Source organism: Bacillus sp. FSL M7-0003 (genome assembly GCF_038628485.1).
Classification (GTDB): domain Bacteria; phylum Bacillota; class Bacilli; order Bacillales; family Bacillaceae; genus Bacillus; species Bacillus safensis.
The window spans coordinates 2,778,507-2,805,350 of record NZ_CP152024.1 but is presented as its reverse complement, the minus strand read 5'-3'; the positions used below and the strand labels follow the sequence as shown (position 1 = coordinate 2,805,350).

At 40.9% G+C, this 26,844-nt stretch carries 32 protein-coding genes; 28 read left to right on the top strand and 4 right to left on the bottom strand.

Features of this window, described 5'->3' with window-relative positions; all coding sequences use genetic code 11:
* Window positions 1-113: 113 nt before the first annotated feature.
* Both MHI23_RS14505 and MHI23_RS14500 read left to right on the top strand, forming a co-directional pair.
* The gene (locus MHI23_RS14505) at window positions 114-2,105 is read left to right on the top strand and encodes a methyl-accepting chemotaxis protein (RefSeq protein ID WP_024425916.1); all 1,992 of its coding nucleotides are present in this window, start codon (window positions 114-116) and stop codon (window positions 2,103-2,105) included.
* A 90-nt stretch (window positions 2,106-2,195) separates the two neighbouring features.
* The gene (locus tag MHI23_RS14500) at window positions 2,196-2,720 is read left to right on the top strand and encodes a type 1 glutamine amidotransferase domain-containing protein (protein WP_024423278.1); all 525 of its coding nucleotides are present in this window, start codon (window positions 2,196-2,198) and stop codon (window positions 2,718-2,720) included.
* A 73-nt stretch (window positions 2,721-2,793) separates the two neighbouring features.
* Here MHI23_RS14500 and MHI23_RS14495 read toward each other — a convergent pair whose 3' ends face one another.
* On the bottom strand, window positions 2,794-3,786 hold the full coding sequence (locus tag MHI23_RS14495) for a Gfo/Idh/MocA family oxidoreductase (protein WP_224426579.1): 993 nt from the start codon (window positions 3,784-3,786) through the stop codon (window positions 2,794-2,796).
* 197 nt (window positions 3,787-3,983) lie between these two features.
* Here MHI23_RS14495 and MHI23_RS14490 point away from each other — a divergent pair, with 197 nt between their 5' ends.
* The 4 genes from MHI23_RS14490 (at window position 3,984) to MHI23_RS14475 (ending at window position 7,391) form a co-directional block, all read left to right on the top strand.
* The gene (locus MHI23_RS14490; RefSeq protein WP_120207592.1) at window positions 3,984-4,376 is read left to right on the top strand and encodes a DoxX family protein; all 393 of its coding nucleotides are present in this window, start codon (window positions 3,984-3,986) and stop codon (window positions 4,374-4,376) included.
* Between the two features lie 65 nt (window positions 4,377-4,441).
* Complete coding sequence (locus MHI23_RS14485; RefSeq protein ID WP_024423275.1) at window positions 4,442-5,584, top strand: AI-2E family transporter; 1,143 nt, start codon at window positions 4,442-4,444, stop codon at window positions 5,582-5,584.
* Between the two features lie 127 nt (window positions 5,585-5,711).
* Window positions 5,712-6,545, top strand: coding sequence for an undecaprenyl-diphosphate phosphatase (locus MHI23_RS14480; RefSeq protein WP_342492034.1), 834 nt, complete (start codon window positions 5,712-5,714; stop codon window positions 6,543-6,545).
* A 372-nt stretch (window positions 6,546-6,917) separates the two neighbouring features.
* Entirely contained in the window at window positions 6,918-7,391 is a 474-nt protein-coding gene (locus tag MHI23_RS14475; RefSeq protein WP_024423274.1) for a hypothetical protein, read from the top strand.
* A 35-nt stretch (window positions 7,392-7,426) separates the two neighbouring features.
* Here the strand turns inward: MHI23_RS14475 and bioB are convergent, their stop codons facing one another.
* From bioB to MHI23_RS14460, 3 genes are all read right to left on the bottom strand, one after another.
* The gene (gene bioB, locus MHI23_RS14470) at window positions 7,427-8,422 is read right to left on the bottom strand and encodes a biotin synthase BioB (RefSeq protein ID WP_056765938.1); all 996 of its coding nucleotides are present in this window, start codon (window positions 8,420-8,422) and stop codon (window positions 7,427-7,429) included.
* Window positions 8,423-8,581: 159 nt separating this feature from the next.
* The gene (locus MHI23_RS14465; RefSeq protein ID WP_056765941.1) at window positions 8,582-8,935 is read right to left on the bottom strand and encodes a hypothetical protein; all 354 of its coding nucleotides are present in this window, start codon (window positions 8,933-8,935) and stop codon (window positions 8,582-8,584) included.
* Window positions 8,936-9,153: 218 nt separating this feature from the next.
* Window positions 9,154-9,531, bottom strand: coding sequence for a helix-turn-helix transcriptional regulator (locus MHI23_RS14460; protein WP_024425910.1), 378 nt, complete (start codon window positions 9,529-9,531; stop codon window positions 9,154-9,156).
* Window positions 9,532-9,690: 159 nt separating this feature from the next.
* On the opposite strand from MHI23_RS14460, the gene MHI23_RS14455 reads away from it, so the two are divergent.
* The 22 genes from MHI23_RS14455 (at window position 9,691) to MHI23_RS14350 (ending at window position 26,834) form a co-directional block, all read left to right on the top strand.
* Window positions 9,691-9,954, top strand: coding sequence for a helix-turn-helix transcriptional regulator (locus MHI23_RS14455; RefSeq protein ID WP_342492033.1), 264 nt, complete (start codon window positions 9,691-9,693; stop codon window positions 9,952-9,954).
* Window positions 9,951-10,103, top strand: a complete 153-nt coding sequence (locus MHI23_RS14450; protein WP_162860191.1) for a hypothetical protein — start codon at window positions 9,951-9,953, stop codon at window positions 10,101-10,103. Before MHI23_RS14455 ends, MHI23_RS14450 begins: the two co-directional genes overlap by 4 nt.
* Window positions 10,081-10,323: a hypothetical protein gene (locus tag MHI23_RS14445; protein WP_029706250.1), complete on the top strand. Its 243-nt coding sequence runs from the start codon at window positions 10,081-10,083 to the stop codon at window positions 10,321-10,323. The genes MHI23_RS14450 and MHI23_RS14445 overlap by 23 nt, the downstream gene beginning before the upstream one ends.
* 50 nt (window positions 10,324-10,373) lie before the next feature.
* On the top strand, window positions 10,374-10,775 hold the full coding sequence (locus MHI23_RS14440; protein ID WP_342492032.1) for a holliday junction resolvase: 402 nt from the start codon (window positions 10,374-10,376) through the stop codon (window positions 10,773-10,775).
* A complete protein-coding gene (locus tag MHI23_RS14435; protein WP_024423268.1) occupies window positions 10,772-10,978 on the top strand; it encodes an XtrA/YqaO family protein in 207 nt (68 codons plus the stop codon). The genes MHI23_RS14440 and MHI23_RS14435 overlap by 4 nt, the downstream gene beginning before the upstream one ends.
* A 131-nt stretch (window positions 10,979-11,109) precedes the next feature.
* On the top strand, window positions 11,110-11,628 hold the full coding sequence (locus tag MHI23_RS14430) for a sigma-70 family RNA polymerase sigma factor (protein WP_024423267.1): 519 nt from the start codon (window positions 11,110-11,112) through the stop codon (window positions 11,626-11,628).
* A 152-nt stretch (window positions 11,629-11,780) separates the two neighbouring features.
* On the top strand, window positions 11,781-12,425 hold the full coding sequence (terS, locus tag MHI23_RS14425) for a phage terminase small subunit (RefSeq protein ID WP_024425907.1): 645 nt from the start codon (window positions 11,781-11,783) through the stop codon (window positions 12,423-12,425).
* Between the two features lie 8 nt (window positions 12,426-12,433).
* Window positions 12,434-13,735 (top strand): PBSX family phage terminase large subunit, encoded by a 1,302-nt coding sequence (locus MHI23_RS14420; RefSeq protein WP_192929568.1) that lies wholly within the window; start codon window positions 12,434-12,436, stop codon window positions 13,733-13,735.
* Window positions 13,732-15,189, top strand: coding sequence for a phage portal protein (locus MHI23_RS14415; protein ID WP_342492031.1), 1,458 nt, complete (start codon window positions 13,732-13,734; stop codon window positions 15,187-15,189). The genes MHI23_RS14420 and MHI23_RS14415 overlap by 4 nt, the downstream gene beginning before the upstream one ends.
* A gap of 38 nt (window positions 15,190-15,227) precedes the next feature.
* Entirely contained in the window at window positions 15,228-16,316 is a 1,089-nt protein-coding gene (locus MHI23_RS14410) for an XkdF-like putative serine protease domain-containing protein (RefSeq protein ID WP_342492030.1), read from the top strand.
* A 22-nt stretch (window positions 16,317-16,338) separates the two neighbouring features.
* Window positions 16,339-17,262: a phage major capsid protein gene (locus MHI23_RS14405; RefSeq protein WP_024425904.1), complete on the top strand. Its 924-nt coding sequence runs from the start codon at window positions 16,339-16,341 to the stop codon at window positions 17,260-17,262.
* Between the two features lie 13 nt (window positions 17,263-17,275).
* Complete coding sequence (locus MHI23_RS14400) at window positions 17,276-17,659, top strand: DUF3199 family protein (protein WP_024423261.1); 384 nt, start codon at window positions 17,276-17,278, stop codon at window positions 17,657-17,659.
* Window positions 17,656-18,012, top strand: a complete 357-nt coding sequence (locus tag MHI23_RS14395) for a YqbH/XkdH family protein (protein ID WP_059375836.1) — start codon at window positions 17,656-17,658, stop codon at window positions 18,010-18,012. Before MHI23_RS14400 ends, MHI23_RS14395 begins: the two co-directional genes overlap by 4 nt.
* Entirely contained in the window at window positions 18,009-18,506 is a 498-nt protein-coding gene (locus MHI23_RS14390; RefSeq protein ID WP_125586211.1) for an HK97 gp10 family phage protein, read from the top strand. The genes MHI23_RS14395 and MHI23_RS14390 overlap by 4 nt, the downstream gene beginning before the upstream one ends.
* Window positions 18,507-18,510: 4 nt before the next feature.
* Window positions 18,511-18,966: a phage portal protein gene (locus tag MHI23_RS14385; RefSeq protein WP_342492029.1), complete on the top strand. Its 456-nt coding sequence runs from the start codon at window positions 18,511-18,513 to the stop codon at window positions 18,964-18,966.
* Window positions 18,953-19,165, top strand: coding sequence for a hypothetical protein (locus MHI23_RS14380; protein ID WP_034282476.1), 213 nt, complete (start codon window positions 18,953-18,955; stop codon window positions 19,163-19,165). Before MHI23_RS14385 ends, MHI23_RS14380 begins: the two co-directional genes overlap by 14 nt.
* Window positions 19,166-19,168: 3 nt before the next feature.
* On the top strand, window positions 19,169-20,515 hold the full coding sequence (locus MHI23_RS14375) for a phage tail sheath family protein (protein WP_342492028.1): 1,347 nt from the start codon (window positions 19,169-19,171) through the stop codon (window positions 20,513-20,515).
* A 1-nt stretch (window position 20,516) separates the two neighbouring features.
* Window positions 20,517-20,960, top strand: a complete 444-nt coding sequence (locus MHI23_RS14370; RefSeq protein WP_024423257.1) for a phage tail tube protein — start codon at window positions 20,517-20,519, stop codon at window positions 20,958-20,960.
* A gap of 525 nt (window positions 20,961-21,485) precedes the next feature.
* Window positions 21,486-21,926, top strand: a complete 441-nt coding sequence (locus tag MHI23_RS14365; protein WP_012011040.1) for a phage portal protein — start codon at window positions 21,486-21,488, stop codon at window positions 21,924-21,926.
* A gap of 41 nt (window positions 21,927-21,967) precedes the next feature.
* Window positions 21,968-22,105, top strand: coding sequence for a hypothetical protein (locus tag MHI23_RS14360; protein ID WP_095357030.1), 138 nt, complete (start codon window positions 21,968-21,970; stop codon window positions 22,103-22,105).
* Window positions 22,106-26,173 (top strand): transglycosylase SLT domain-containing protein, encoded by a 4,068-nt coding sequence (locus MHI23_RS14355; protein ID WP_342492027.1) that lies wholly within the window; start codon window positions 22,106-22,108, stop codon window positions 26,171-26,173. It begins immediately after the preceding gene.
* Window positions 26,166-26,834, top strand: a complete 669-nt coding sequence (locus MHI23_RS14350) for a LysM peptidoglycan-binding domain-containing protein (protein WP_024425897.1) — start codon at window positions 26,166-26,168, stop codon at window positions 26,832-26,834. Before MHI23_RS14355 ends, MHI23_RS14350 begins: the two co-directional genes overlap by 8 nt.
* Window positions 26,835-26,844 lie beyond the last annotated feature (10 nt).

Below are 26,844 nucleotides of genomic sequence, written 5' to 3'. Positions count from 1 at the left end.
GCATATAAATTGGGTAATTTGGACTTATTTAGACTTTAATAAGTTAAAAAAGTAAAGAACCTAGTAGTACTTCCGATATATATACTATCTTACTAAAAGGAGTTTTCTTTTTTATGAAATTCATACAGTATTTCAGAAAGCCATCTATTTCAAAAAAGCTCGTATTCTCTTTCTTATTTATTCTTTTATGCCCAATCATCGTATTGGCATTCTCTTCATACCATACGGCAAGCACCTCCTTAAATGATCAAATTATGCAAAGTGCAAAGGAAAACGTAGAGCAGCTAGATAAAAATATTACGAAGGTTGTAAAAGTGAAAACAGACGCAGCCGATTTCTTTAGCAAATGGATCACGGAGAAAAAGCTCAAGCAAAAAGGAACGACCGATATTCAAGGACGCTTTGAGCAGTTCATGAGCATGAATGATGACACAGAAGGCATTTTTGTCGCTTCAAGTGACGGCAAAGTGTTTTCAAGATATCCTAATCAAAAAATGCCTGCCGATTATGTCGCAACTGAGCGTGATTGGTATAAAGACGGCTGGGCGAAAAACGGTGAGCTGTCTGTTTCAGCACCATATGCAACGGCTTCAACCGGTACACTTGTGGTGACCATCTCTAAAAAATTAGAGGATGGATCAGGCGTCATCGCGATGAACCTAGACATTGCGAATCTAGTTAAAGAGTCCAATAGCATTAACATTGGGAAACAAGGCTTTGCCTTTATTGGAAGTCCAGATCGCACATATGTGGCGCATCCAAAGAAAAAAGCAGGAACAAAAATATCTGGTGGTGAATGGTTAGAAAAACTGTATTCACAAGATAACGGAGCTATGAGCTACATGTTTGAAGGAAAAGAAAAGCAAATGGAGTTCACCACAAACAAGGCGACTGGCTGGAAGATTGTCGGGACGATGTTTGTCAGTGAAGTAGAAGAAGCTGCACAGCCAGTCTTTAACATGGCCGCTATTATTTTAACAGGCGCGCTTATCATTGGCGGGATTCTAATCTTCTTTATCATCCGTTCCATTACAAAACCACTTTCCACTCTTGTCTCTTCTTCGAAGAAGATCAGTCAGGGAGATTTGACAGAAAAAATTGATGTCCGCTCAAAAGATGAAATTGGACAGCTTGGCACAAGCTTTAATGAAATGAGTGAGTCCCTAAGAGATGTCATTCAAGCTGTACAAACATCTGTTGAGAATGTCGCTTCATCATCTGAAGAACTGACGGCGAGCGCAGGTCAAACAACAAAAGCAACCGAACATATTACATCATCTATTGAAACATTCTCAAACGGCAACGAAAATCAAAGCGAAATGGTGGAGCAAAGCGCGGCTCATTTAAAACAAATGAATGAGGGTCTGAACGAAGTTGCCGAAACGTCTGATGTCATCACATCGTCATCTATTCAATCAAAAACAGTTGCGGAAACAGGCGGACAGCTTGTGGAGCAAACTGTTGGCCAAATGAAGACGATTGACCATTCAGTGAAAGAAGCTGAAGGCGTGATCAACGGGCTAGAGCATAAATCAAAAGATATCACAAACATCTTAGGCGTGATTAACGGTATTGCGGATCAAACGAATTTACTTGCACTAAATGCCGCCATTGAAGCAGCACGCGCAGGCGAGTCAGGCAGAGGATTCTCTGTTGTTGCCGAAGAAGTGCGTAAACTAGCGGTTCAATCATCGGATTCAGCAAAAGAGATTGAAAAGCTTGTAAATGAAATCGTCACTGAAATTGAAACATCTCAAAATATGTTCAAAGCAGTGAATGAAGAAGTGAAGAATGGTCTTACAATTACAGATCAAACGAAAGAAAGCTTCTCACAAATAAATGAACAAACAGCGGAAATCGCAGCAAGAATGAATGAAATGAATACAACGGTGCGCGAGCTGTCGAAAGGATCTGAGCAAATTTCTAAAGCAGTGAATGAAATTGCAGATGTATCGAGAGAGAGTTCAGCAAGCATCCAAGATATCGCAGCATCTGCTGAAGAGCAGCTTGCTTCTATGGAAGAGATTAGTTCTTCATCTACGACTCTTTCCCAAATGGCGGAAGAATTACGTGATTTAATTAAAAAATTCAAGATTAGTGAATAAGGTTAAGTGGTTCTCCTCAAGGGGAACCGCTTTTCTTTTTAACAGGACATCTCGTACAATAGAGGAAATCGAAAGAAGAGGAGAGATAGTATGCGTTTATCAGATAAGAAGGTCATTGCGTTTGTCAGCGATGATTTTGAAGATTTAGAGCTGTGGTATCCGGTTCTGCGATTAAGAGAAGAGGGAGCAACTGTCCATCTTGTAGGTGAAAAAGCAAATCATGAGTACATCGGGAAGTATGGTGTGCCGGCGGTATCCGATGCAGATTTTTATTCCATTCAAGCTGATGATTATGATGCTGTGCTTGTCCCTGGTGGATGGGCGCCTGATAAACTGCGCCGCTATCCAGAAGTATTAGACATCGTCCGTACATTTGATGCGAAGGCAAAACCAATCGGTCAGATTTGTCATGCCGGCTGGGTGCTGATATCAGCAGGAATCCTGAAAGGCAGACAAGTGACAAGTACACCTGGTATTAAAGATGATATGACAAATGCTGGTGCGGACTGGTTCGATGAGGCAGTCGTCACAGATGGCCACCTCATCTCCAGCAGACGCCCGCCTGACCTTCCGCCGTATGTGAAAGCATTTGCGGATGTGTTAGCGGCAAAATAAATGACTGACACGAAACGTAAAAAACAAAGGGCGAACAAATCAATCATTCGCCCTTTGTTCCTCATTTCATGCCCTATACATTTTGTCTGTCGGCAGGATACATCACGCCCATTTGTCTTCTCGCTTCGTCCATGACAGACATGGTTTGAACAGATAAGGCAAATGTATTGACCGGAGACTGCCCCATTCCCTGCTGAATACACTCAATAAAATGATTCATTTCATAAGACATAGCTGGCTGATCATCTTTGAGAGAGATGTCAGTTTGATGTCCGTCACGGTCATGTATCGTAATTTGTGAAGGACGGTGGAATTGATCAATCACCATCGTAGCATCCTCGCCTTGAATTTCAGCCGATAAATGAGACGTTGAAATTTTAGAATGAAAAAGAAGTGCTTGATGCCCGTCATACTGTAAAAGGACTGAACCGTTCCCATCCACACCAGAAGAAAGCTTATAGCCTCTCGCGGTGATTTGATTCGGCAGACCAAATAAGGATATGACTGGGTAAACGAGGTACACCCCGATATCCATTAAAGAACCATTAGATAGCTCAGGCTTAAAGGCATTTGGAAGCTCACCGCTTCGATAGGCATCGTATCTTGAAGAATATTTACAGTAATGCGCGACCACTTGCCTGATAGGTCCAAGCTGATCAAGATGCTGTTTGATTTGAAGGAAGTTAGGCAGAAATGTCGTTTTCATCGCTTCCATCAAACAAACGTGATGTTTTTTCGCTGCGGCAATCATTTCTTCCACTTCTTTTCGATGAGAGGCGAATGGTTTTTCGCATAAAACATGCTTTTGATGCTCCATCATCAACATGGCTTGCTCTTTATGAAGGGCATTTGGACTCGCAATATACACGGCATCAAACGTATCACTTTCCGCCATTTGTTGTAAGTTCGTAAAAACCGTATCAATCCCATATTTTTCGGCAAAGGCCTGTCCTTTTTCAGCGGACCGTGAATAGACGGCTGTACATGTAAAATTAGCTAGTTCTTCACCAGCTTGTAAGAACCGATCTGTAATCCAGTTCGTTCCGATGACAGCAAATCGAATCATGTGATTCCCTCCTTCTGCTTTTCTCTGATTATACATGCTTTGAAAGCGTTTGTATGAAAGAATATTCTTTTTATTGACAAGCGGATGAAACCTTTATATAGGCTGAAACGTCTTACATAAAGGATATAAATGTACGAAAAGTGGGTAGTTTCTTCCTTCTTCGGGTAATACTCAGGATAGAAGGGAGAGAAGGAAACATGAAGCGCGTCCTGCATATAGGAAGTACATACATCTTTGCGCTTTTATTCATAGCGGCTGGTATTTTTCATGTGATAGAGCCGAGCGGCTTTGCCCGCATGATGCCAGGCTGGCCATTTCCATATGTAATGGTCTATGCGACTGCATGTTTTGAATGGCTGCTGGCCGTGCTGCTGCTTTTGCCAAATGTCAGGATTACAGCGGCAAAATCCATTGCTGTCTATCTTGTACTCATTTTCCCTGCAAACTTATTTGCTGCTCGTGAGGGAATACCATTTCCAGGTCAAGAAAATACAGAACAAGCCTTGCTATGGATAAGGCTTGTTGGACAGCCGATTCTCATTGTATGGGTGATGTCTATTGCAAAATGGGAAAAAAAGCTGAAACAATGACCACCATATCATGATCAAGTAGTGTACAATTTACTCATAAAATAGCCCGTGTTTGGAGGAACGATATGAACTCTATGCAAATGTGGAGCAGTCGATTTAGAAAATTTTTTCTTGATAACAAGTTTGTTCTCTTTTTACTCGTCCTGTTATTAATTGGATTGAATATCCTTGTTTTCATGAAAACATCATTTATTTTCACACCGCTCATTGTACTCGTCAAAACCATTGCCTTACCGATTATTTTAACGGGGGTCGTGTATTATTTATTAAATCCAATTGTCAACTTGTTAGAGAAAGCAAGAATCAAGCGGATCTATTCCATTTTGCTTTTATATATTGTCATTATTGGGATTATTACAGTGACCATCGTGTCCATTATTCCTTTTTTACAAGCTCAAACCATGAGTCTATTTCATAATCTTCCGAAATACGTCGATACGGTAGAAGATCAAATTAGACAATTAACAGGAAGTAACTTTATTAATCAAGTGCAAAACTCGATGAACTTTAACGTGTCTGAATTAGTAAGTAAAGCATCCAGTCAAGCGACGAAGATTTTGGAAAGCACCTTTACCGGTGTAGGAACATTCTTAGGGGCGCTCACAGAAGTCATCATCTCGATCGTGACTGTGCCGTTTATTCTGTTTTATCTATTAAAAGACGGTAAAAAGCTGCCTGACTATCTATTGAAATTTTTCCCAAGTAAAATGAGGGAACATACACATATCATGCTTCACGAAATGAACCACCGTCTGAGCTCGTATATTCGCGGACAGATCATTGTCAGCTTCTGTATCGGTGTTCTTCTGTTAATCGGTTATATGATCATTGGACTTGACTATGCGCTGCTGCTCGCTATCATTGCTGCATGTACAAGCATAGTGCCTTACCTTGGTCCAACAATTGCGATTACACCAGCGATTGTGATTGCACTTGTGACGTCACCAGTAATGCTGTTAAAACTCATTATAGTCTGGACAGTGGTTCAGCTAGTTGAAGGGAAATTCATTTCTCCTCAGGTGATGGGGAAAAATCTTCATATTCATCCCATTACGATTATTTTTGTTATATTAACAGCTGGTAAATTGTTTAACGTGGTCGGCATCATTGTCGCTATTCCGACGTATGCCGTTCTGAAGGTCATCACGACTCACTTATTTGATTGGTTCAAAATGCGGTCCAATTTGTATAAAGAAGAAAAGGTTTGATGTCATAATCTTTTTTTGAAAAAAATATAGTATCATAAAGACGAGCTTTCGATGAAGGAAGCTTGTCTTTATGTGGACATAGATGTTTGGCGTGTTCAAAAGATCAGAATTGAAAGGAAAGAAAATCATGAATCTATGGGATTTATTCGTGGCACTGGTTTTAGGAATTGTCGAAGGATTAACAGAGTACGCACCTGTTTCATCTACAGGTCACATGATCATTGTCGATGATCTTTGGTTAAAATCAAAGGATATTATTACGCCAGAAGCGGCCAACACATTTAAAGTCGTGATTCAGTTAGGCTCAATTTTAGCTGTTATGATCGTGTTTAAAGATCGTATTTTAAACTTATTGGGCTTAAAGAAAAATATCACCGAAGAGCAAAAGCGCAGCGGGCATAAACTGACCATCGCCCAAATTGCAGTTGGACTTGTTCCAGCCGTCATTTTAGGATTCTTATTTGAAGATTATATTGATAAATACTTATTTGACGTCAGAACGGTCGCTGTCGGTTTGATTTTAGGGGCAGTGCTGATGCTTGTCGCTGACTGGATCAATAAACGAAAAACAGAAACAAGCTCTGTCGATAACATGACGTACAGACAAGCGCTTTATATTGGACTGTTTCAATGTTTAGCTTTATGGCCAGGCTTTTCGCGCTCAGGTTCGACGATCGCAGGCGGGGTTATTCTTGGTTTGAATCACCGTGCTGCGGCAGACTTTACATTTATCATGGCGATGCCGATTATGGCAGGAGCAAGCTTGTTAACCCTTGTGAAAAATGCCGAATATTTAACACCGGACATGCTGCCATTCTTTATCGTCGGCTTTGTGAGTGCGTTCGTTGTGGCTCTCTTTGTTGTTCGATTCTTCCTAAAACTGATCAATAAAATCAAACTGGTGCCTTTTGCGATATACCGAATTATCCTAGGTGTGATTTTATTTATCCTGTTCATGTAATACTGTAAACTACTCTTTTATAAAGAGTAATTTCAGCGTGTAGACAAACCCTCGCATTCGGTGTCAGGTCTGCGCTCCAGTGCTCACGAATGTCGAATTCGCTCCGCTCCGGTGCTCGCCCTTCCTAGACTGCAAAGGTTTTCTATCACGCTGAAAAGAAGACAAAGGGCTAAAATCAAGATCATTTTAGCCCTTTGTCAACAATCTGAAACTACTCTTTTATAAGGGTAGTTTTTTTGTTATTTCGCCTAATTAAACAGTAAAAACCCCCTCTTAATTGGTAGAATAAGAATTTTTTTCATAAATTAGTGTTTAAGGGACAGATAAAGGGGTAGTACATAAACATACCAATTAAAGGAGGAGTTAGAAATAATGAGAAAAACAAGCAAAATGTTTGTTGGTTCTGTCATCGCTACGTCAATGATTGCTGCCCCTCTATCTCTTACGACTTTTGGTCAAACGGCTGAAGCTGCTACAACAACAGGTGTTGATGGAAGTGTCTCAATTGATCCAGTAGCCATTGCCGATAAAATTGAACAAGCAGTAAAATCATCTCAAAATCGTGATGGATTCGTAAAAAATGCGGCATACAGTGCGTTCTATGAAGCAGGTCAAAACTACAACGTTGTTGTCCAAAACTTAAGCCAAGACCACGACTTTAGCGGTCTGAACAATGTTGTTTACTATGATAGTGTTGAATATGACGGTATTACGTTTGGTATTTGGGTATTTGAAGATGGTACGTTTGTCAATAATGGCGACGGTGGATATATTAACTGGACGTTTGTTGGCAGCTTTGACCGAGAAGATGGAAGCGGAACTGTCGATTTTCATAAAAGATTCTAATCTTAAAAGTCTGCCGGAGAATCGGCAGACTTTTTTTATAACGCACATTCTTCTATTTCAAACCCTAAATCTTCAATGATGTGATGATCCGTTTGGACTTGCTGGCCTTTTGTTGTTAAATAATCACCAACAAAAATGGAATTTGCGGCATAAAGTGCGAGCGGCTGGAGTGTCCGTAAATTAAACTCTCTGCCTCCGGATACCCGAATTTCTTTTGTTGGGTTGACAAATCTCATCATTGCCAGCACTTTCAATGCTTTGATTGGGTGTGTTCGTTTTTGATGCTCAAGCGGTGTTCCTTCGATGGCATGAAGAAAGTTGACTGGAATTGAATCCGCATCAAGTGCTCTGAGCGCAAAAGCCATTTCAACAATTTGCTGATTGGTTTCACCCATTCCAATAATGACCCCTGAGCAAGGTGACATGCCGGACTGTTTGACCTGCTCAATGGTCGATACACGGTCATTGTATGTATGAGTTGTCGTAATGTGAGCATGATGATCATGATGTGTATTGATATTGTGATTATACCGATGAACACCCGCTTCCTTCAGCCGCTTCGCTTTTTCTTCATTTAATAACCCAAGACAGGCACACACCTTCAAAGGCATTGTTTCAGTGATCTCCTTGACTGCTGCTGTGACTTCATCTAATTCCCTATGAGAAGGCGCTCTCCCGCTTGCCACAATACAATAAGTCCCGGCTTTTCTTTTGAGAGCTTCACGCGCACCAGCTACAATGGTCTTTTGATCAAGCATTGTATATCTTTCAACTGGTGCTTTTGAAATCATCGACTGTGAACAATATCCACAGTTCTCAGGGCAATATCCACTTTTCGCGTTAAAAATCATATTTAATTTCACCTTTTTTTGAAAAAAATGAAATCGCACTTGATAGGCTGCATGCATAATAGGTAACAATTCTCTATCGTCAGCTTCAAGAATGTCTAGACCCTCTTGCGCCGTGATCGGTTCATTTTTCAGAGCTTTCTCTGCTATCGTTTCCCAAGACAAAGATATGTGTTTTATCATCATCAGCCCCTTAATATGTCAACTTATTATAAATAAAAGTTAACATATTGGTTGATCTATAGCAAGAATTGAATGTCTAGCTCGTTTTAGAGAATTGTCACATTATGAAAGGCGATGATATGATGTCATCGCCTTAAGTTTAATAAATTTAAAAGAGTTTTAGTAGGTAATTGTATAGTTGTTAATCACAAGTTCACCATCTGAATTTAGATAAGATACTTTAACAAAGCCAGGTTTTAAAAAGTAAATCCAAGTGAAATTTGGAGCAGTTTGTTTCAGTTCAACAGCATCAGTACTACCTGACAAATTTATTTTACTGATTGGAATTGAAAAAGCACCAGACCATCCTACCTTAACTTTACGGTCGATCGTAATTACTTTATTCATAATAGGAGCTTTTTCTATAACTGGTTCTTTAGGTTGTGCAGCTGCATGGGCACCTTCAGTTTGGAAGAACGTAAGAGCACCAACAGCAGCTAAAGACAATATACAAGCTTTCATGAATTTTTTCATCGGTAACACTCCTTTTTTTTTGATATATACATATATTAATAATAATAGAATTATTTGTCAATTAAATATATGAAAAAAAGAGTAATTATGGTGAAAATTGTCACATATTTGTTGGAAAAGACATGATTTTTTATTCATATGCTATTTCTTTTTTAAGGGAAAAAGAGGTATAAAAAAAGCTGGGTTTGTCCCAGCGTAAAGCAGATGAAAAGAGATGATCAATTGTCGTCACGCTTTTTTGGCTGACGACCTTTTTGCTTCTCTTTCTCTCTAATGTAGTTAATAAAATCGATGGTTTGTCTTCGTGCTTCTTCGGAAAAATCTGAGGCTGCTTTAAACGCAATTTGCAAATCAGGATCGTCTGCAAGATCGTCATCGGGCCTGCCTTTGTCCTTACCTGTGAGAAGATAATCGGTTGAGACCCCATATAACTCGGCAATTTTCACAATCATTTCACCGTCGGGTTTTCTCAAGCCGTATTCCCAGTTTGCATAAGTGGACATTGCCTTTAATCCGAGTTTTTTAGCAACTGTTGACTTGCTCCATCCATGCTTCTCTCTTAATTCAGTTAGAATCTTCCCAGTCAAATTATCCATCAGAAACACCTTTTTTCATGTTATGAGTAAATTTTATCATGAATTACACGGAAAAGATAAATAAATACACAAAAAGAATAAAAATGTGATTGACTTACTCGTTACGTGTATATTATCATAATGAATATAACTTACACATATTGAGTAAGAGGTGGACAGATGAAACTTGAAAATTTACGAGAAGAGCGCATATTGCAAGGTAAAACACAAACCTATATGGCGAAAAAATTGGGATATAAGTACACAAGCGGCTATGCGAATATCGAAATGGGCAGAACGAAGCCTAGCTTAGAAATAGCAAAGCATATTGCAGATCTGCTGAATACCGGGGTTCAAGAGCTTTTTTTTGGCCAAAAGTTACACGAAAAGAGTAATTCTTTAAAAAAAGATCGGTTCTTAGAAAAGGGGAGACGAGCAGAATGAATATTGAACATCCAATGGTGACTCAGATGAGTGACTTTGGTTATCCAAAAAGCTATTGGTTATATGACATGAAACGATATGGATACCAAACAGAAATTGAGGACAGCTTGGAGGGAGCTGAAGAAGATGAGACATCAGCTGACGTTTGATGCTAGAAAAGAAGCGCAGCTTTGTTTAGACCAAGCTGGCGGCTGGATCGCCTTTCATCGTCAGAAACCGATGTTTGTTTTTGCCACAGCAGAAGAGAAAGAGACATATATGACCCTCCTGGAGGCTAAGGTCGATGATACAAAAAAGGAGGAATCAGGGCAACGTGAAACGATGGAAGCAAATCATGACATTTTTGAAATGCTTGCTCAAAGCGAGTAAAAACGAACAAGACATCCGCCAGTGGTCAAAGGATGACGGGAGATCATAACATGGTCATCCATTTAATGATTGAACATGAGCATTTGTTAACAAAAGAGACATTGATGAAAAGAATACGATCAGCTGCAAAAGGGCAATGCCCCCAAAAATTAAAAGGCGCACTATCACTTGAAATTCGTTTATTTGATCACATGCCGTTTGACATAGCTGACTGCCAAAAAAAGCGTACATACGCAGAAAAAGGGTTGATACGCCCAGTACACGTCAGCATCTTTCAGCCGAATCTACAGCATATTCAAGAAGCACTTCATTCTATAGCTGATGAAGTCCCTCTGCAGCTGGTCGATTTAAGAGTTTCCCAGTTTTATAGTATGTGTCCAAGAGTTGAAATCATTATCAATACGGTAGGTGGTGGCACGAGGCCATCACCAAAAAAGGAGACAAGCATATGAACGAGCCAAAACAACTATTCATTCAAGAAAACCAAACATTTGTCGGTGAGATGGAAAAAGGAAAAATTCAAGTCATCGTGTTAGATGGGAATGTAGGAACGGCTTATAAAATGGATGTACCTGAACATGGAAAAACCATTATTCAAACGGCAAAAGGTCATTTTGCAAGAGTAGATCACGAGATTGGTTTTAAAATCAGCTAACTGACTGAACACATCAAAGCACAATATTATGTCCAAGACGGAAAGCCTGCGGACACTGATCAAGACCCTGCTAAAAGGGGGCCTGATTGGTGTCCGTTTTTTATTTTCTTAAAAAAAGGGAGAGAGCCAATATGCAAGATTTACTCATTGAATATAAAAGAGCTTTAAAGAATGCTAGAAAACAATATGAACCATTCAAAGAAAAAGAAGAACATCAGCTGTCCGTTCAAGACAAGCATGATAAAAAAATGATCGCCAGTATGGTAAGCGATCTGGAATATGTAGTAGAATGGCTTCAAATCGGAAGAGAGCCAGGTGCGCGCAGAGGATTAGACAGACGTTCAGTCTATCAGCGTACCATTCTCGCAAATCCAGAAGTGTTAGAGGCTTTATCACATGAATATACCCTTATTCAAGAGAAAGAAAGAGAAGTCAGTGAGAGAGACAAAAGACGAATTGATGAAGCTTTGTCTGTTTTAACAGATCGAGAAAAGGACGTATTCTTTATGCACACAACACAAGGGTTATCGTTTAGCGAGATTGCGGTTATGCTGGATGTCAAAAAAGGAACTGTCCAAAAACATATGGAAAGAGCGCGGACGAAGATGTCCAAAAAAGTACAAGAACGCCTATTCAGAGCTGCTGAATAGGCGTTTTTTCTATCCGAAAATAAATCAGTGAAAGCTTGTCTTACAGTTGCCACCTATAGTTAGAAAGACCAAACGAATGTTTGCTAGCCCTACACAAATGATTCCTTCAGAGGGAATCATTCGAATTAAAAGGAGGCGGCAGGTGAATGTAAATGAAAGATAAACGGATAGAGGCCAAGCAGGATTATATGAAGGGGATGACGTACCAGCAAATTGCTGATCATTACAATGTCTCGATCCATACCGTCAAATCGTGGAAAAGGCGATACGGATGGCAAAGACAAAAAACTTCGTCAAAGCAAGCACACTCGATTTTCAATCAATTTCTTTCAGATGAAACGATTGAAATCATGGAGAAAATGGATGGACGCACATCGCTTGATTTAATCTGGGATCAAATTCAAATTCAATATGCAGCCATTATTCGGGCGCAGCGAATCATGTATGTAGCAGATCAAGAGGACATGATCAAAGAGCTGAAAAAGGCGGCATACATGCCTTCTTCATTAGAAGAAACAGGAGAAGGCATTCAGACAGAACTAGACATCACCTCAGAAGAATATTCGTTTCAATTTTCATGGGATCGGCATGCGACGTTTTTAAATGCACAATCCCGTGCAATGGGTGAACTCAGGCGTTTAATAAAACAGTTTGAAGAGCTCGCACATGCGAAGGATGAACGAAGATTAAGGCTGAAGCAAATTGAACTGACAATCGAAAAAACGAAAAAAGCAGTGCGTGAAGAAAAAGAGGAAGATCTTCAAATCATGATCAAGCGAAAAGAGGACGACTCATGACGCCATTGATTGAAAAAGAAGTCAATCCTCATTTTGAACACTTTCTATTCGATTGGAATCAAAAGTTTCAATTTTTAGTAGGGGGCTATGGCTCCTCTAAAAGCTATCACATTGCTTTAAAGCTCGTTTTAAAGCTGCTGGAAGAAAAACGGACAGCACTTGTCATTCGGGAGGTGTATGATACGCACCGCGAATCAACCTTTTCTTTATTACAAGAGATCGTCAGCGACCTCGGCATCGACCACGTGGTAAAGTGCCGAAGTTCGCCGCTTGCACTAACATTTCGAAACGGCAGCAGCATCCTATTTAAAGGACTGGACAAGCCTGAAAAATTGAAATCGATCAACAACATTTCGATCATTTGGATTGAGGAATGTTCAGAGGTTTCTTATGAAGGCTTTAAAGAGCTGCTTGGAAGGCTGAGGCATCCGTCCTTACCGCTTTATATGATGTTATCGACGAATCCTGTTGGTCAGGATAATTGGACGTACAGACATTTTTTTCGAGATGAACAGCTGAAGCGATTTGTTTTAGATGACGAAACATTATACAAAAAGCGAACCGTTGTCATCAAGGATACGTATTACCATCACTCCACGGCGGAAGATAACCTATTCCTTCCTAAAAGCTACGTGAAGCAGCTGGATGAGCTGAAAGAGTATGATCCAGATCTCTATCGCATTGCGAGGAAGGGGTATTTCGGCATTAATGGCACAAAGGTTTTTCCTCAATTTGAGGTGAGAAGCCATTCTGATGTATTAGAAGCCATTCAGCAGATTGACAGACCGCTGAAGCGAGCAGGCATGGATTTTGGATTTGTTGAATCATACAATGCGCTCATTCGGTTAGCTGTCGATCATGAAAAAAAGTACTTATATATTTATTGGGAATATTACGACCGCGGGAAAACAGATGATGAAACAGCCATTGACTTGAAAGAGTTCATTGAATCAAAGGAACTGATTAAAGCCGACGCAGCCGAACCTAAAACCATTCACTATTTTCGGCAGCGCGGCTTTCAAATGGTAGCAGCACATAAGTTCCAAGGCTCACGTTTGCAGTATACAAAAAAAATCAAACGGTTTAAGAAAATTATTTGTTCTGATGCTTGTCCATATACCATCTATGAACTTCAATCACTAACCTATAAGGCAGATAAGGATGGACGTCTAGAGGAAGATGAATTTCAAATCGATCCGCACACTTTATCAGCCATCTGGTATGCGCTGGATGATTATGAAGTGACAGATTTGAAGCAGACCGCCTCAGAGCGTGTCCGTCCAAACAGAGAGAGGAGGTCCATACAATGAAACAATTGAAAGCAACCATTATGAAGGCAAACATGTCTGATCATACAAAACAAATGTATGCAGATGAATTTTCCTACGAAAAAGATGACATTGTTCCCCCGCCTTACAATATCAATGAATTAAAAAGCATGGCAGAATATTCAACCATTCTTCAGCAATGTATTGATGCGTATAAGACCAATATTTTAGGCTTTGGTTTTGGTGTAGAATATGCCTTTGACTTTAATGCAGAAGGTGTGAAACCGGCAAAAAAGAAAGCAGCAGAGAAGGAATGGACAAGACTTGAAGAGTTTACGAAATACATGAACTATGATGAGTCTGCTGATGTGGTGCTTGGCTATGTCATCGAAGACCGGGAGAAAACGGGGAATGGTTTTTTAGAGGTTCTCCGAGATGGTCAGGGAAAGCCGGCAGGAATCGAGTATTTAGATGCGCTCCATATCCGTATTTGCAAGCTTAGTGAGCCAGTTGACGTTGAATTCCGGTATACAGAAAACGGCGAATTGAAAACAATGAATCGAAAGAAACGATTCCGGAAATATGTGCAGGTGATCAATGAAAAGAAAGTCTTCTTCAAGGAGTATGGTGATCCGCGCATTTTACATTGTGAAACAGGCAAATACGATGACACCACCCCAGAGCCGCTGCGCGCAACAGAAGTGATTCATTTTAAAATAGGCAGTGGAACGTATGGGATTCCCCGCTGGATTGGCAACATCGTCAATATGTATGGGGCACGCAAGGCAGAAGAATTGAACTATCTTTATTTTAAACAAGGGCGGCATGTACCTGGTGCCATCATTGTCGAAAATGGAATGCTGTCTGAGTCTTCCTATCAGCAGCTTCAGGATTATATGGACGATATTGAAGGCTCTGATCATGCACATAAGTTTCTCTTGCTTGAAGTTGAAGGACTCCCGACAGAAAAAGGGTTAACTGGAGAAGAAGATGTCTCAAATGTCAAAGTGAATTTTAAATCCCTAGCAGAGATCTTGCAAGAAGATGCACTCTTTTTAGAATACGATGAAAAAACAAGAAACAAAATCCGCTCTGCTTTTCGCCTGCCGCCTATTTACACAGGTGAGTCTCAAGACTATAACAAAGCGACAGCCGATACGGCGCGGAAAACAACAGAAGAACAGGTATTTCAGCCTGAACGGCATCTCATCACAGGAAAGCTCAATACACTTTTCCTGCCGGATCTTGATATTTGGCATGTTCGTTTCCTATTAAATGGTCCTGACTTTAGAGATCCATTAGAGATTGCCAAGGTTCTGACACCGTTTATTCAGGCTGGGGCAGTGTCACCAAACGATTTGCGAGATCTAGCAGGACGTATCCTTGGGAAAACGTTAGAGGAATGGCCGGAGGATCTCTATCACAGACCTTTAGAAAGCCGCATGGCATCAGCCGAACAAGAGTCTCAACGAGAGACGAATCAGTTGAAGGAATAAACCGAAGCGCGTGCGCTTTTTTGAAAGGGGGTGAACATATGCCAAGAGAATTAAAAAACGCAAAAATTACGCATGTTTCCTACGTAGACAGAGCAGCAAACAAAAAGAAATTCTTTTTGATGAAGGCAAAGAAAAAGCGGCCTGACTTTCAAAAGGAGGTTAGTGTGCTGACAAAGGCAGAAGATGCTCATCGCCTTGTGTATGGTGTCGTGTATGAACCGAATACACCTGATGCACATCAAGACTTTATGTCTGCCAAAGAAATTGAAAGAGCGGCACATGGTTTTATGAAGGATGCCCGCCACATTGACAAGCAGCATGATTTTCAACATGGTGTGGGCGAGGTTGTTGAATCATACATTGCCCCCGCTGATTTTGAGGTAGGCGGTGAGCAGATTCGAAAAGGATCTTGGGTACTTGTAACAAAGGCTTCCCAAGAGATTTGGGATCAAATTCAGAAAGGCCACATTACAGGGTATTCAATGGCTGGAACGGCGGACATCGTAGCAATAGAAGAACAAGATCAGCTCCTATCTCAAAGCACAAATGAGAGAGGGCTTTTTTCTTTGCTGAAAAATTTCTTTTTGAAAGAGGAAGGTGCAAACATGTCACAACAATTTTGGAGCGTTTTAGACCATCTGCTGGAAGCCTTACAGTCAAGTGATGGTGATGAGGCGGGTGTAAGATCAGCGCTTGAGCAATTGCTGCCAATCGTGCAGGACATTTTGAAGACAGAGGATGTGCTTCAAACGATTGGTGAAAGGCCAGCCTCCGTACAAAAACAAGATGCCGCTCTGACAACGGAGCAAGTACAAGAGCTTGAAAAAGCAAAAATGGCCATTGAAAACGTCTTACAGCAGGCAGAACAGCAGGAAACAGATCAAACAGAGGAAGAACCTGTCCAAAAGGTGCTTGAGCAAGTCGTTGCACCGATTCGTCATCAGCTTTCTTCCTTAGAGAAATCAGCCAGCAGAGAAAAAGCAGCGCTTGAGCAAGTGCTTCAGCAGCAGCTTTTGCCTATTTCAGAGCGGATTCACATGCTTGAAAAAGCGCGCGGTATGTCAAAACAAACAATCCACGATACACAAAACGACAGTACAAAGCCCATATGGGATGGCTTACTATAAGCCTAAATAAGGAGGAAACAGTGTGAGAAATCAAGAGTTGATTCGCAAGGCCGAAATGACACTTGCCAGCTTAAAAACCGGCGGTCTCATGAACGCAACCCAATCCAACACATTCATTAGAATGATGCAAAATACACCAACCGTTTTAAATGATGCACGTATCATTCCAATGGAAAGTGATTCACAAAAAATCGAAAAAATCGGCTTTGGCCAGCGTATTTTGCGCCCAGCAGAAGAAGGCAAAGCACTTGATGCGAAAGACCGTGTTGTCCCAGCGACAAGCACTGTCCAGTTAAATGCGAAAGAGGTCATCGCAGAGATTCATATGACCTATGACAGCATTGAAAACAATATTGAGAAAGACGGAATTCAGCAGACGATTATGCAAATGCTCGCTGAACGAGCAGCCGTTGACATTGAAGAGCTCATCGTCAATGGCGATACGACTTCAGCAGATCCATTTTTAGCTCAAATGGATGGCGTGAGAAAACAAGCAGTCTCTCATATCGTAGATGCAAACGGAGCGGAAATCAGCCGCCAAATGTTTAAGCAAGCCTATAAAGCGATGCCGTCAAAATATTTACGTGTACCTCAGGATTTCCGTTTCTACACATCCCCAAGCTTAGAGGTTGAATGGAAGGATCAAGTAGCAAACCGCCAGACAGGCCTTGGAGATGCGGCCATTCAAGGCGGACTTTCTTCTGCATTTGGTGTGCCGGTCAAAGGTCTTGCCAATATGCAGCCATATGACGAAGCGGGAACAGACGTATCAGATATTTTGCTGACACACCCTAAAAATATTATCGTAGGTTTCTCTCGTAATATTCGAATTGAAGTAGAAAAAGATATTCGCAGCCGTAAATTTATTATTGTCCTCACAGCGAAGCTAGACAGCAAATTTGAGGAAGAGGATGCTGTAGCAAAAGTGATGAAAGTGAAAGAGTAGGTGACGGCAGGCCATGATCATTTCTGCTGAAGAACTGCAAGCCTATTCTGTCTTTGATCGTGTGAAAAATCGATCTGTGGAAAGACTGACAGCAGATATTATCGAAGCAGAAGCTGCGGTATTTCAGATCGTAGGTCACGATTTCTCAAGCGAAAAATATCAGCCCCTCCCTGAAAAAGCAAGAATCGCATTATTAAAAATGGCCCAATATTTTGCCATGCTGAATGATGATGAATCTATGATGAAAGGCTTTACGTCAGAAAAAATGGGCGATTATTCATATGCGAAGGCAGCTGATCAAGTGAAGGGCAGACCCTATGTATATGCCCTGCTTGTAGATTACATTGAACCAACATTGACCGGCGGCAGTGCCAAACTAAAGGTGAGATCATTATGAGCTATCAATCTCTATTAACAGACCGCTGTGATCTTTTTCACCTTGAGCATAAGGAGTCTGCCCGCGGGAAATTTGGAATTCCAGCTGATGATTTACAAATGACACTTTCCTATCCCGATGCTCCCAGCCTAGCCGATCTAGCTTGTTATGTCATAGAAAAGAACCAGTCACTTGTGCAAGAAGAGCCGAATACAGTCATTTATCAATCCTACCTTGTCCATTTTCCTTTAGGAAGTGATATTCGCTTGCATGACAAAATGGTGTGGAATGGCGTGTCACTCAAATTACAGCAGCCTAAAAAAGTGAAAAATCATCACATCGAAGTGATGGCAGTCAGGAAGGAAAATCTATGAAAATTGATGGACTTGACCGGCTGCTCTCACAGCTGCAGACAGCGGGTGATGGCGGCTTAAAGGCAGAATATCAAGATTGGCTGGAGGACATGGGCCTGCAGTTTTTAGACATCATTCAGGATGAATTAATCAAGGAGAATGCTGTCGATACAGGCCGGCTTCTTAGTTCCTTTACACAAGGCGATAAGGAGAATCATTTTCTCATTTCAAAAGGCGGTCTCACACTTGAAGTGGGAACGCAGCTTGAATATGCCTCCTATGTCAATGACGGACATGCCACTTCTTCAAGTGGAGAGCGAAGATGGTTGCCTGGCAGATGGACTGGCAGCCGCTTTGAATATGATCCGAATGCAAGTACCGGAATGATGCTTGCCTCTCAATGGATTGATGGAAATGGCTACTGGGATCATGCTGTCATGCTCTATGAGCAAATGTTTGAACAGTCGCTGGATCGAAAGCTCCAAAGCTGGTTCGATCGACATTTTGGGAGGTGATGGAATGAATCAAGAAGTCGGGGCAATCATGCATTATATCTACACACACTTTCCTGTGACAATGTATGATCGTCTTTTGCCAGAACGCTTTCAAGTGCCATCCGTTTATGTGCCGCCTGTGACAGTAATCAGTGGTCCAGATACGGTCTCTACCTTTATGAAATCTTATTCGCTGCAAGTGAAAGTCTTTCATATTGATACAGAAAAAGCACATGATGCGGCAGAAACAATCGTTGATGCATTGCTTGCTGATCGTCAAATCATTCAGATGGTGAGTGAAGACGGAGAGGTGCTTGATGATTATGTCCGCATAAAAAGAGTGGAAACAAGAATGATAGATCAAGGCGTAGCAGCGATTGTCCTGACGTGGGATAGCAGCTATTGGTATAACCGCGACAAAGAGGCAAGCCTTGAAGACATCAACTTTTCAGATGGGGTGATCAAACGTGAGCAAGACTAAACATGCTCAGCCTGCTCAAACAGCCGGCGAAGAAAAAGAATTTGGCTTTTCATTTGAAGCCTTGAAGGAGCACAGTAAGGATCTTTTTGGGGTCAAACCAGAAATCCTTGAAGGGGCTCTTTTTTATATCAAACATCAACCAATTACAAAAACAGAAGCGAAAAAGCACATTGATGCTTTTTTGTCCAAGGAGGTTTAAAGGATGAACGGAGGCACTTTTACACCAGGTACAGAGAAAAAGCGTCCTGGTATTTACTTTAATTTTAAAACAACAGCAGAGCAGCGAATTACTTTAGGCGATCGAGGTACGGTGGCACTTCCCCTTGTGATGAGCTGGGGAGAACCAAAAACCTTTATTTCCGTTTCAAATATGGAAGATTTAAATAAAAAGGTTGGACTTAACATTGATGATAAGACACTTCTTCTTTTCCGTGAAGCAAAGAAAAAAGCGCAAACGGTCTTGCTTTACCGTCTCAATGAAGGAGAGCCGGCCAAAGCCGAAATTGCTGAAAATTTTGTCGTCACAGCAAATTATGGCGGCCAAAAAGGAAATGAGATCACAGTACAAGTCGCCGAAAATGTACTTGATAGCAAAAAACGCGATGTGATCACTTATCTTGGAACAGACATTGTGGATAAACAGGTTGTCACTGATGTGAAAGATCTTGTGAAAAACAAATACGTTCAATTTTCTGGTGAAGGTGAAGCTGTCATCACAGCTGGTGTGGCACTAAGCGGCGGGAAAAATGGCGTGGCAAGTGTCGCAGATTATACAGCTTTCCTAGAAGCAGCAGAAACAGAATACTTTGATGTCATTGCCCTTCCAGTCGATAATAGTGAGCAATTAAAAGCAACCTTCGCTTCATTTATCGAACGTTTACGTGATAAGCAAGGACGTAAGGTGCAAGGAGTTGTGGCGAATTATGCAGCGGACCAAGAAGGAATCATCAATGTGACAAGCGGTGTTGTACTCGAAGATGGAACCGAACTAACACCTGCTCAAACAACAGCATGGGTCGCAGGTGCAAGTGCCGGAGCAAATTTCAATCAGTCACTGACCTTTGTTGAATACGAAGGAGCGGTCGATACATTAGAACGCCTTGACAATGATCAAGTCGAATACCGATTATCTCAAGGGGAGTTCCTTTTCACCTTTGATGCGCGAGATCGCACGGTGAGTGTTGAAAAAGATATTAACTCCTTGACAAGCTTCACAGCTGAAAAGAACCAGCAAATGGCGAAAAACAAAATCATTCGTGTGCTTGATGCGATCAACAATGATTTAACATTCGAATTAAAAAATCTGATTAAATTACGTAAAGCCAATGGCAATGACATTCCAGCATCAGATGATGGTGTGCAGCTTGTGAAAACACTGATTACCCAGTATCTCACACAGCTTCAAGATGGCAGCGGTATTACAGGCTTTAATTCAGAAACAGATATCGTGATCGGTCTCAATGAAGATCGTGATGGATTTATCATCGATTTAGCGGTTCAGCCAGTAGATGCAGCAGAAAAATTCTATTTCAATGTGGAGGTGAAGTAAGATGGCTTTTAAAGCGCAAAATACAATTTCAGGTAAAGAAGGTCGTCTTTTCTTAGAAGGTGAGGAACTTGCATTTATCAAAACCTTCGAAGCAAACGTGGAGAAAAACAAATCAGAAGTCAACGTCATGGGCCGCCGAATGACTGGCCATAAAACAACGGGAGCAAATGGAACAGGAACGGCAACATTCTATAAAGTTACGTCCCGTTTCGTTCAATTAATGCTCAATTATGTGAAAAAAGGAGAAGATCCATATTTCACTCTTCAAGCGGTAATTGACGATAAATCATCAGGCCGTGGCACTGAGCGTGTGACATTATTTGATGTCAACTTTGATTCTGCTAAAATCGCTGGATTGGATGTTGATTCAGAGGCACTTGAAGAAGAAGTTCCTTTCACATTCGAGGACTTTGACCTGCCTGAAAAACTGAAGAATACATTCTAAGAAAAGTGGAGGAAATTAGCTAATTAATTAGCTAAATAACAGCTGAATATGCTATAATGCAGTTGTAATACAACCGTCTTGATGCCGTCTTCATTTCGTCTGGTAACGTCTTGTATTCGATTCATTAAAATATGTTTACTTGCAAAGCAATTTGCATAAAATAAAAAGAAGCCAGGATGCTCTAACATCCAGGCAATGTACAATGAGGCCCTTCAAGGGGCTGGCTTATCGAATAGGTTCTTTAGGTAGACTTCCCTTTAACCTTCCACAGCTCAAGGGGGAGTCTATTTTTTGTCTATATACGTCAACAAAGTAAAGATAAACATCCCGAATAAAAGCATAAGGGAAATCGCTTCAAATGTTGACATATGCATCACCCCCTTCCTATCGGGGATGAGCCAGACGCCCTTGAGCAAGCCGTTCAATTGTACAATTTAAATTATACATGAAAAGATTGGAAAGCACATTCAAAAATGGATGTGCTTTTTTGCATTCAAAAAAACATAACAAAGGGAGTTTTTAAACATGAGTGAAAAACAAACATTTGATCTTTCATTTTTTATGCCAGGACAAACAGTAGAAGCGGAAGAAGTCAAAGTACCGATTTCTAAGCGTTTTGTTGATAAAAAAGGGAATGTCATTCCTTTTGTCTTTAAAGCTATTACAACTGAACGTATTGATGAATTGGAAAAAGAAAACACAACCTTCAAAAATGTCAAAGGCAGAGGACGCGTGAAAGACTTAGACAGCCAGCGCTTCTACGCACGTATTGCGATTGAATCGACGATTTATCCAGATTTCCGCTCAAAGGAATTAAGAGAAGCCTACAGCACACAAGATCCAGTTGAAGTAGCAAAACGGGTCCTGTCAGTCGGCGGTGAATATGCGAACTGGTTAAACAAAGCGATCGAAATCAACGGATTCGAAGATGAAATTGAAGATTTAGAAGAAGCAGCAAAAAACTAATAAAAGATGGGGATAAAGAAGCGGTGTTTTTATATTACGCAATGCACGAGCTTCACTACTCCCCATCTGAACTCCTTGAATTATACGAATCACCAAGACCGTTCAAAGCATTCCTTTTCGGACTCATCAGCTACAAGCTAGACATGCTAGAAAAAGAAGCAAAGAAAGGAGGTAAATAATTGGCGAAACTTACAGCACGATTTGAATTAGAAGACCGGGTGTCGAAGAAGTTATTACGCATTCAAAAACGATTTCAAACGTTTGAGAAGCAGCTCAAACCATTTAGAAAACCAGTGAAAATAAGTCTGGAAATGGATGAAAAGAAATTAAGAAACCTCACTTTATCGCTGCGGAAAGTTTCAGTGTTTTCTATGAGACTGGATCAGGGAATCTATCGGGATCTAAAAGCATTGAACAATCAGTTAAATATGTTTCCAAATCATCTGGTCATATCCTTTCAAGCGAAGGGGCTGGATGTCATTAAATCCAACATAGATCGTTTGAAACAAATGGGGACAAGTCCCATTATGCTGACGTTTAAACTAAACGATCAATTGTCAGCGAAAATGTCATCGATCAAAAAATCAATCCTTCAGCTCATCAACAGAACGTACTATATGAGATTAAACATGGTTGACCAAGCCACCGCTGCAATTCAACGAATCAAAAAGACACTCAAAAGCTTGACGATGTCCAAACACGAAATCAGAGTGTCTGTTCAAGACAATGCAAAAAGTAAGTTGAAAAAACGAGATCAGGCAGAGTCTGTTGTGAAAGAAAAGAAAGTAAAAAAGCAACCTAATGCAACAGCTGCTACAAAAACGAATGAAAACAAACAGAGCTGGTTGGGTAATTTGGGAAATAAGGCCCTAAAAGAAATTGAAAAATATGCAGGTGACGTTTCAGATAAATTGAAGGAAAAATTGAGTCCTAGAAACTTTTGGGATAATAATGCACTCCCTTGGATTGAAACGAAAATCGACGCATACAAACAAGAAGTAATCGGACGAATTAGTGAGAAGATTAAAATCAATCCTGAGGAGTATTTAGATAAATGGTTTAACAAAGGCTTAGATTTGATCCTTGGCCCGAAAAATCCATCAAGCGAGAACAACAGTAACTCTTCAGCTCAAAGTCAAACGACTGAAGCATCAACAAATCCAACTCCTAATACGCAGCCAAATAAACAAAAAGGAAAAGGTTTGTTTCGTAATAGCTGTTGCCCTTGTTGTGCTCGAGGGTTAAGCAGGCGTGGTTCTAATAGAACTAGAAATAGAAATGGCCGTACTCAAAGGCAGCCCGCAAATCCTACCGCCATTTCTAGAGCTGAAAGAAATAGAAGACCTTCAGGTAGACTAGGAAAACTGAAAACAAATGCAGGTAAGATTTTTGAAAAAATCCCTAGTGGATTGAAGAAAACTACAGGCATAGTAGCCTCAGTTGCGGGACTTGCTGGACTGATGAAAGGTAGCGGCGGGTTAAGTAGTTTAGGCGATTCATTAAAAAATATAGGTAGAGGAAGTAGTAAGTTATTAAAAAGAGTGCCTGTATTGGGGAACTTATTAAGTGCAACAGATTTAATAGGAACAACCAAAGAAAACGTTGGGGAAAAAGTAGGTGGTTTCTCTGGAGGTCTTGCAGGAGGAGTTAGTGGAGCTGCAATTGGTCAGGCTCTAATTCCAATACCATTTGTAGGAGCTGCAATTGGTGGTGTTGCTGGAAGCATGGCTGGCACTTATGGTGGATCAAAATTAGGGGAGATATTTGATACTTCAAAACTTAAAGAGAATATTTCAAACACTTTATTTAATGGCGAATGGTGGAGTGAAAAGTGGGGGAGTGTTAAAACTTCTGCAGAAACGTCTTTAGGAAACTTAAGTGAGAAATGGGAAGATATAAAAACAACAGCATCGAATACACTGTTCAATTCAGAATGGTGGGCAGAACAAGCTGGATACGTTACAGGAGTTTTAGAATCTACTGTCTTTAATGGCGAATGGTGGAGTGAAAAATGGGATGCTATCAAGGACTGGACTCAAGAAAAGTGGGATAGTGCAGTCGAAATATGGGATTCTATTAAGGGGAAACTTAGTGAGACCGTTTTCAACGGAGATTGGTGGGGAGAGAAGTGGGATAATGTAAAGGAATGGACCAAAGAAAAATGGGATGGTGCAGTCGAAATATGGGATTCTATTAAGGGGAAACTTAGTGAGACTGTTTTTAACGGAGATTGGTGGGGAGAGAAGTGGGATAATGTAAAAAAATGGACCAGAGAAAAATGGGATGGCGCAGTCGACATATGGAATTCAATTAAAGGGAAAATTCGTGAAACGGTCTTTAACAAAGATTGGTGGGGGGAAAAGTGGGATAACGTAAAAAGTTGGTCAAAAAGTAAATGGGAACAATCAAAAACAATTTGGTCAACTGCAAAAGCAACTATTTCTTCAACTCTATTTAATAAAGACTGGTGGTCAAGAAAGTGGAGTAATGTTCAATCTTGGGGTAAAAATATTTTAGGAGATTCATGGGATTTAATCAAAAGTGAAGGCGCAAAATTCGTTGGTAGGCATATTGTGAAATTTGAAAAAGGTCGAGAAAACGGGAAAAAGGATTTTAAACCTGGTAAAAAAGCCACAGGCGGCTATATCACCCAGCCAACCTTATCATGGGTCGGTGAAGCAGGTAACGAATTTGTTATACCAACTCAAAATAACCGAGGACGCGGAAAAATGCTGCTGGCACAGGCAGCTTCTCAACTTGGAATGTCTGTTGTACCAAGCGGAGTGTCAAGCTCTCCAGCTCCTCCAGCAGTAGTTTCATCATCTTCTGTCGGTTCAATAGACGGATCGGTCTCGATGACTGGGGGCATTCAAGCCTCTAGCATTGGCGAGCAATTTAATAACGATTTTGAACAAGGATTAAACCGTAAAGTCATCTCCCTTGATCAATGGAAACAAAAGAATATTCAGCAGCCTTTTAGTCAATTGACATCAGACTCAGGTAAGTATGGTCAGCAAACGGTTTCTGCCTTTGCAAATGGTCAGCAGATGACACCAACAGGAACAGATAGCTTCTTGCAAAGTCGTGTAAAAGCACCCTACCAACAAGTGATGACAGCATCACCCACTTGGGGTTCTGGAACGGTTAGTGGTTTTGCAGCAGGCCAAAATGCTACATCAATTGGCACGAGCCAATACGTAGATCAAAACATTAAACAACCATTCCTGCAAGCGAAACAAGAATCACCAGGCTGGGGTTCAGGAATGATTGACGCCTTTAACAGCGGCATGCGTTCCAAAGGAAGCGAAGTTACGCAAGCGGCCAAAGAAATGGCGAAGAAAGTAGAGCAGGCGTTTAGAGAAGAATTAGACATTCATTCCCCTTCACGCGTCATGATGAGTCTTGGGAAATTTGCATCGATCGGTGTCGTCAAAGGGCTTGACTCAGTTGATGTGAAAAAATTTGCTGAAAATCAGGCTGGTTCATTGATTGGTGCCTTCAGCGGGATGGGGGCTTCAGGTCTTAGTGTTCAGCAATGGCTTATGGCAGCTCTCATGGCAACTGGCACATCTATGAGCTGGCTACCTGGTTTGATGACCATCGCGCAGCATGAATCAAATGGAAACCCGAGAGCGATCAACTTATGGGATTCCAACGCCAAAAAGGGAACACCTTCTAAAGGCTTAATGCAAACCATTGGACCGACTTTTAATTCCAATAAAGGCAAAGGTATGAATGACATTTGGAACCCAATTCATAATGCCGTAGCAGCCATTAACTACATTAAGGGAAGATATGGAACAGTCTTCAACACACCGGGATTACGAAGTATGAGAAGAGGCGGCCCTTATAAAGGCTATGCAAATGGCGGATTGATTACTCAAGAGCAGGTTGCTAGAGTCGGTGAAGGAAATAAACACGAATGGATTATTCCTGAGGAAAGAGGCATTCGCGGAAGGTATTTATTGACGCAGGCAGCTAAAGCACTTGGGATGCAAGTATATGATCCATCAAATGCATCTGCTCCTTTACCAGAAGCACAGATGCAGCAAGTTACCTCAGCTCAGTCTACTGGCAGTACAACATCGCCAGGTAATAAACAAATCACGATTCAATTCAATGGAGATCAGCATTTCCATAATGGACAAGATCAGCAATCGCTAGTCGAAAAAATTAAACAAATGCTTGTAGATGAACTAGAAGTAGAGATTCATACAGGAACGAAGGGGGTCGTAATTGATGGGTAAATCAGTGTATCAATTGTGGATTTCCCAAGGAAAGGACAAGTTGCGATTCCCTGTCCTTCCATCCGAACTCGAAATCACAAATAACGTACAAAATGAAACGGTAAAGGTCGCCTCTTTTGGAGAACTGACCTTTATTGACGTACCATCGGCGAAACAAGTATCATTCACCTCATTATTTCCTAAGAAATATTCGCCGATTGCTGAATATAAAAGCATTCCATCACCAGAGAATGCGATCGCGAAAATTGAACGAATGATGCGTTCAAAGAAATCTGTGCGGTTGATTGTAACTGGGACAAAAATCAATATGACGTGCAGCATTGAAAGCTTTACCCACAAGGAAGGGTCATATGATATTGGCGATCGTGAATTTACAATCGAGTTAAAGGAATATAAAACCGCATCGCCTAGGAAAATTAAACGAAAGAAAAAAGCAAAACAAACGAAAAAGAAGCGGCCTTCAAAAACACCACCAAAAATGTACACCGTCAAAAAAGGGGATACGCTATGGGCCATTTCAGGCCGATTTTATGGTGACAGTACAAAATGGCGGCGTATTTGGAATGCCAATAAAGCAGCGATGATTAAACGAAGTAAACGCAATATTAAGCAGCCAGGGCATTGGATTTTTCCTGGACAAAAATTAAAAATACCACAATAAGGGGGGCTGG

Excerpts from the sequence above, each read along its gene's own strand:
- MHI23_RS14505 (WP_024425916.1), top strand. The coding sequence starts at position 114 with ATGAAATTCATACAGTATTTCAGAAAGCCATCTATTTCAAAAAAGCTC.
- MHI23_RS14500 (WP_024423278.1), top strand. The coding sequence starts at position 2,196 with ATGCGTTTATCAGATAAGAAGGTCATTGCGTTTGTCAGCGATGATTTT.
- MHI23_RS14495 (WP_224426579.1), bottom strand. The coding sequence starts at position 3,786 with ATGATTCGATTTGCTGTCATCGGAACGAACTGGATTACAGATCGGTTC.
- MHI23_RS14490 (WP_120207592.1), top strand. The coding sequence starts at position 3,984 with ATGAAGCGCGTCCTGCATATAGGAAGTACATACATCTTTGCGCTTTTA.
- MHI23_RS14485 (WP_024423275.1), top strand. The coding sequence starts at position 4,442 with ATGAACTCTATGCAAATGTGGAGCAGTCGATTTAGAAAATTTTTTCTT.
- MHI23_RS14480 (WP_342492034.1), top strand. The coding sequence starts at position 5,712 with ATGAATCTATGGGATTTATTCGTGGCACTGGTTTTAGGAATTGTCGAA.
- MHI23_RS14475 (WP_024423274.1), top strand. The coding sequence starts at position 6,918 with ATGAGAAAAACAAGCAAAATGTTTGTTGGTTCTGTCATCGCTACGTCA.
- bioB (WP_056765938.1), bottom strand. The coding sequence starts at position 8,422 with ATGATAAAACACATATCTTTGTCTTGGGAAACGATAGCAGAGAAAGCT.
- MHI23_RS14465 (WP_056765941.1), bottom strand. The coding sequence starts at position 8,935 with ATGAAAAAATTCATGAAAGCTTGTATATTGTCTTTAGCTGCTGTTGGT.
- MHI23_RS14460 (WP_024425910.1), bottom strand. The coding sequence starts at position 9,531 with ATGGATAATTTGACTGGGAAGATTCTAACTGAATTAAGAGAGAAGCAT.
- MHI23_RS14455 (WP_342492033.1), top strand. The coding sequence starts at position 9,691 with ATGAAACTTGAAAATTTACGAGAAGAGCGCATATTGCAAGGTAAAACA.
- MHI23_RS14450 (WP_162860191.1), top strand. The coding sequence starts at position 9,951 with ATGAATATTGAACATCCAATGGTGACTCAGATGAGTGACTTTGGTTAT.
- MHI23_RS14445 (WP_029706250.1), top strand. The coding sequence starts at position 10,081 with ATGAGACATCAGCTGACGTTTGATGCTAGAAAAGAAGCGCAGCTTTGT.
- MHI23_RS14440 (WP_342492032.1), top strand. The coding sequence starts at position 10,374 with ATGGTCATCCATTTAATGATTGAACATGAGCATTTGTTAACAAAAGAG.
- MHI23_RS14435 (WP_024423268.1), top strand. The coding sequence starts at position 10,772 with ATGAACGAGCCAAAACAACTATTCATTCAAGAAAACCAAACATTTGTC.
- MHI23_RS14430 (WP_024423267.1), top strand. The coding sequence starts at position 11,110 with ATGCAAGATTTACTCATTGAATATAAAAGAGCTTTAAAGAATGCTAGA.
- terS (WP_024425907.1), top strand. The coding sequence starts at position 11,781 with ATGAAAGATAAACGGATAGAGGCCAAGCAGGATTATATGAAGGGGATG.
- MHI23_RS14415 (WP_342492031.1), top strand. The coding sequence starts at position 13,732 with ATGAAACAATTGAAAGCAACCATTATGAAGGCAAACATGTCTGATCAT.
- MHI23_RS14410 (WP_342492030.1), top strand. The coding sequence starts at position 15,228 with ATGCCAAGAGAATTAAAAAACGCAAAAATTACGCATGTTTCCTACGTA.
- MHI23_RS14400 (WP_024423261.1), top strand. The coding sequence starts at position 17,276 with ATGATCATTTCTGCTGAAGAACTGCAAGCCTATTCTGTCTTTGATCGT.
- MHI23_RS14395 (WP_059375836.1), top strand. The coding sequence starts at position 17,656 with ATGAGCTATCAATCTCTATTAACAGACCGCTGTGATCTTTTTCACCTT.
- MHI23_RS14390 (WP_125586211.1), top strand. The coding sequence starts at position 18,009 with ATGAAAATTGATGGACTTGACCGGCTGCTCTCACAGCTGCAGACAGCG.
- MHI23_RS14385 (WP_342492029.1), top strand. The coding sequence starts at position 18,511 with ATGAATCAAGAAGTCGGGGCAATCATGCATTATATCTACACACACTTT.
- MHI23_RS14375 (WP_342492028.1), top strand. The coding sequence starts at position 19,169 with ATGAACGGAGGCACTTTTACACCAGGTACAGAGAAAAAGCGTCCTGGT.
- MHI23_RS14370 (WP_024423257.1), top strand. The coding sequence starts at position 20,517 with ATGGCTTTTAAAGCGCAAAATACAATTTCAGGTAAAGAAGGTCGTCTT.
- MHI23_RS14365 (WP_012011040.1), top strand. The coding sequence starts at position 21,486 with ATGAGTGAAAAACAAACATTTGATCTTTCATTTTTTATGCCAGGACAA.
- MHI23_RS14360 (WP_095357030.1), top strand. The coding sequence starts at position 21,968 with ATGCACGAGCTTCACTACTCCCCATCTGAACTCCTTGAATTATACGAA.
- MHI23_RS14350 (WP_024425897.1), top strand. The coding sequence starts at position 26,166 with ATGGGTAAATCAGTGTATCAATTGTGGATTTCCCAAGGAAAGGACAAG.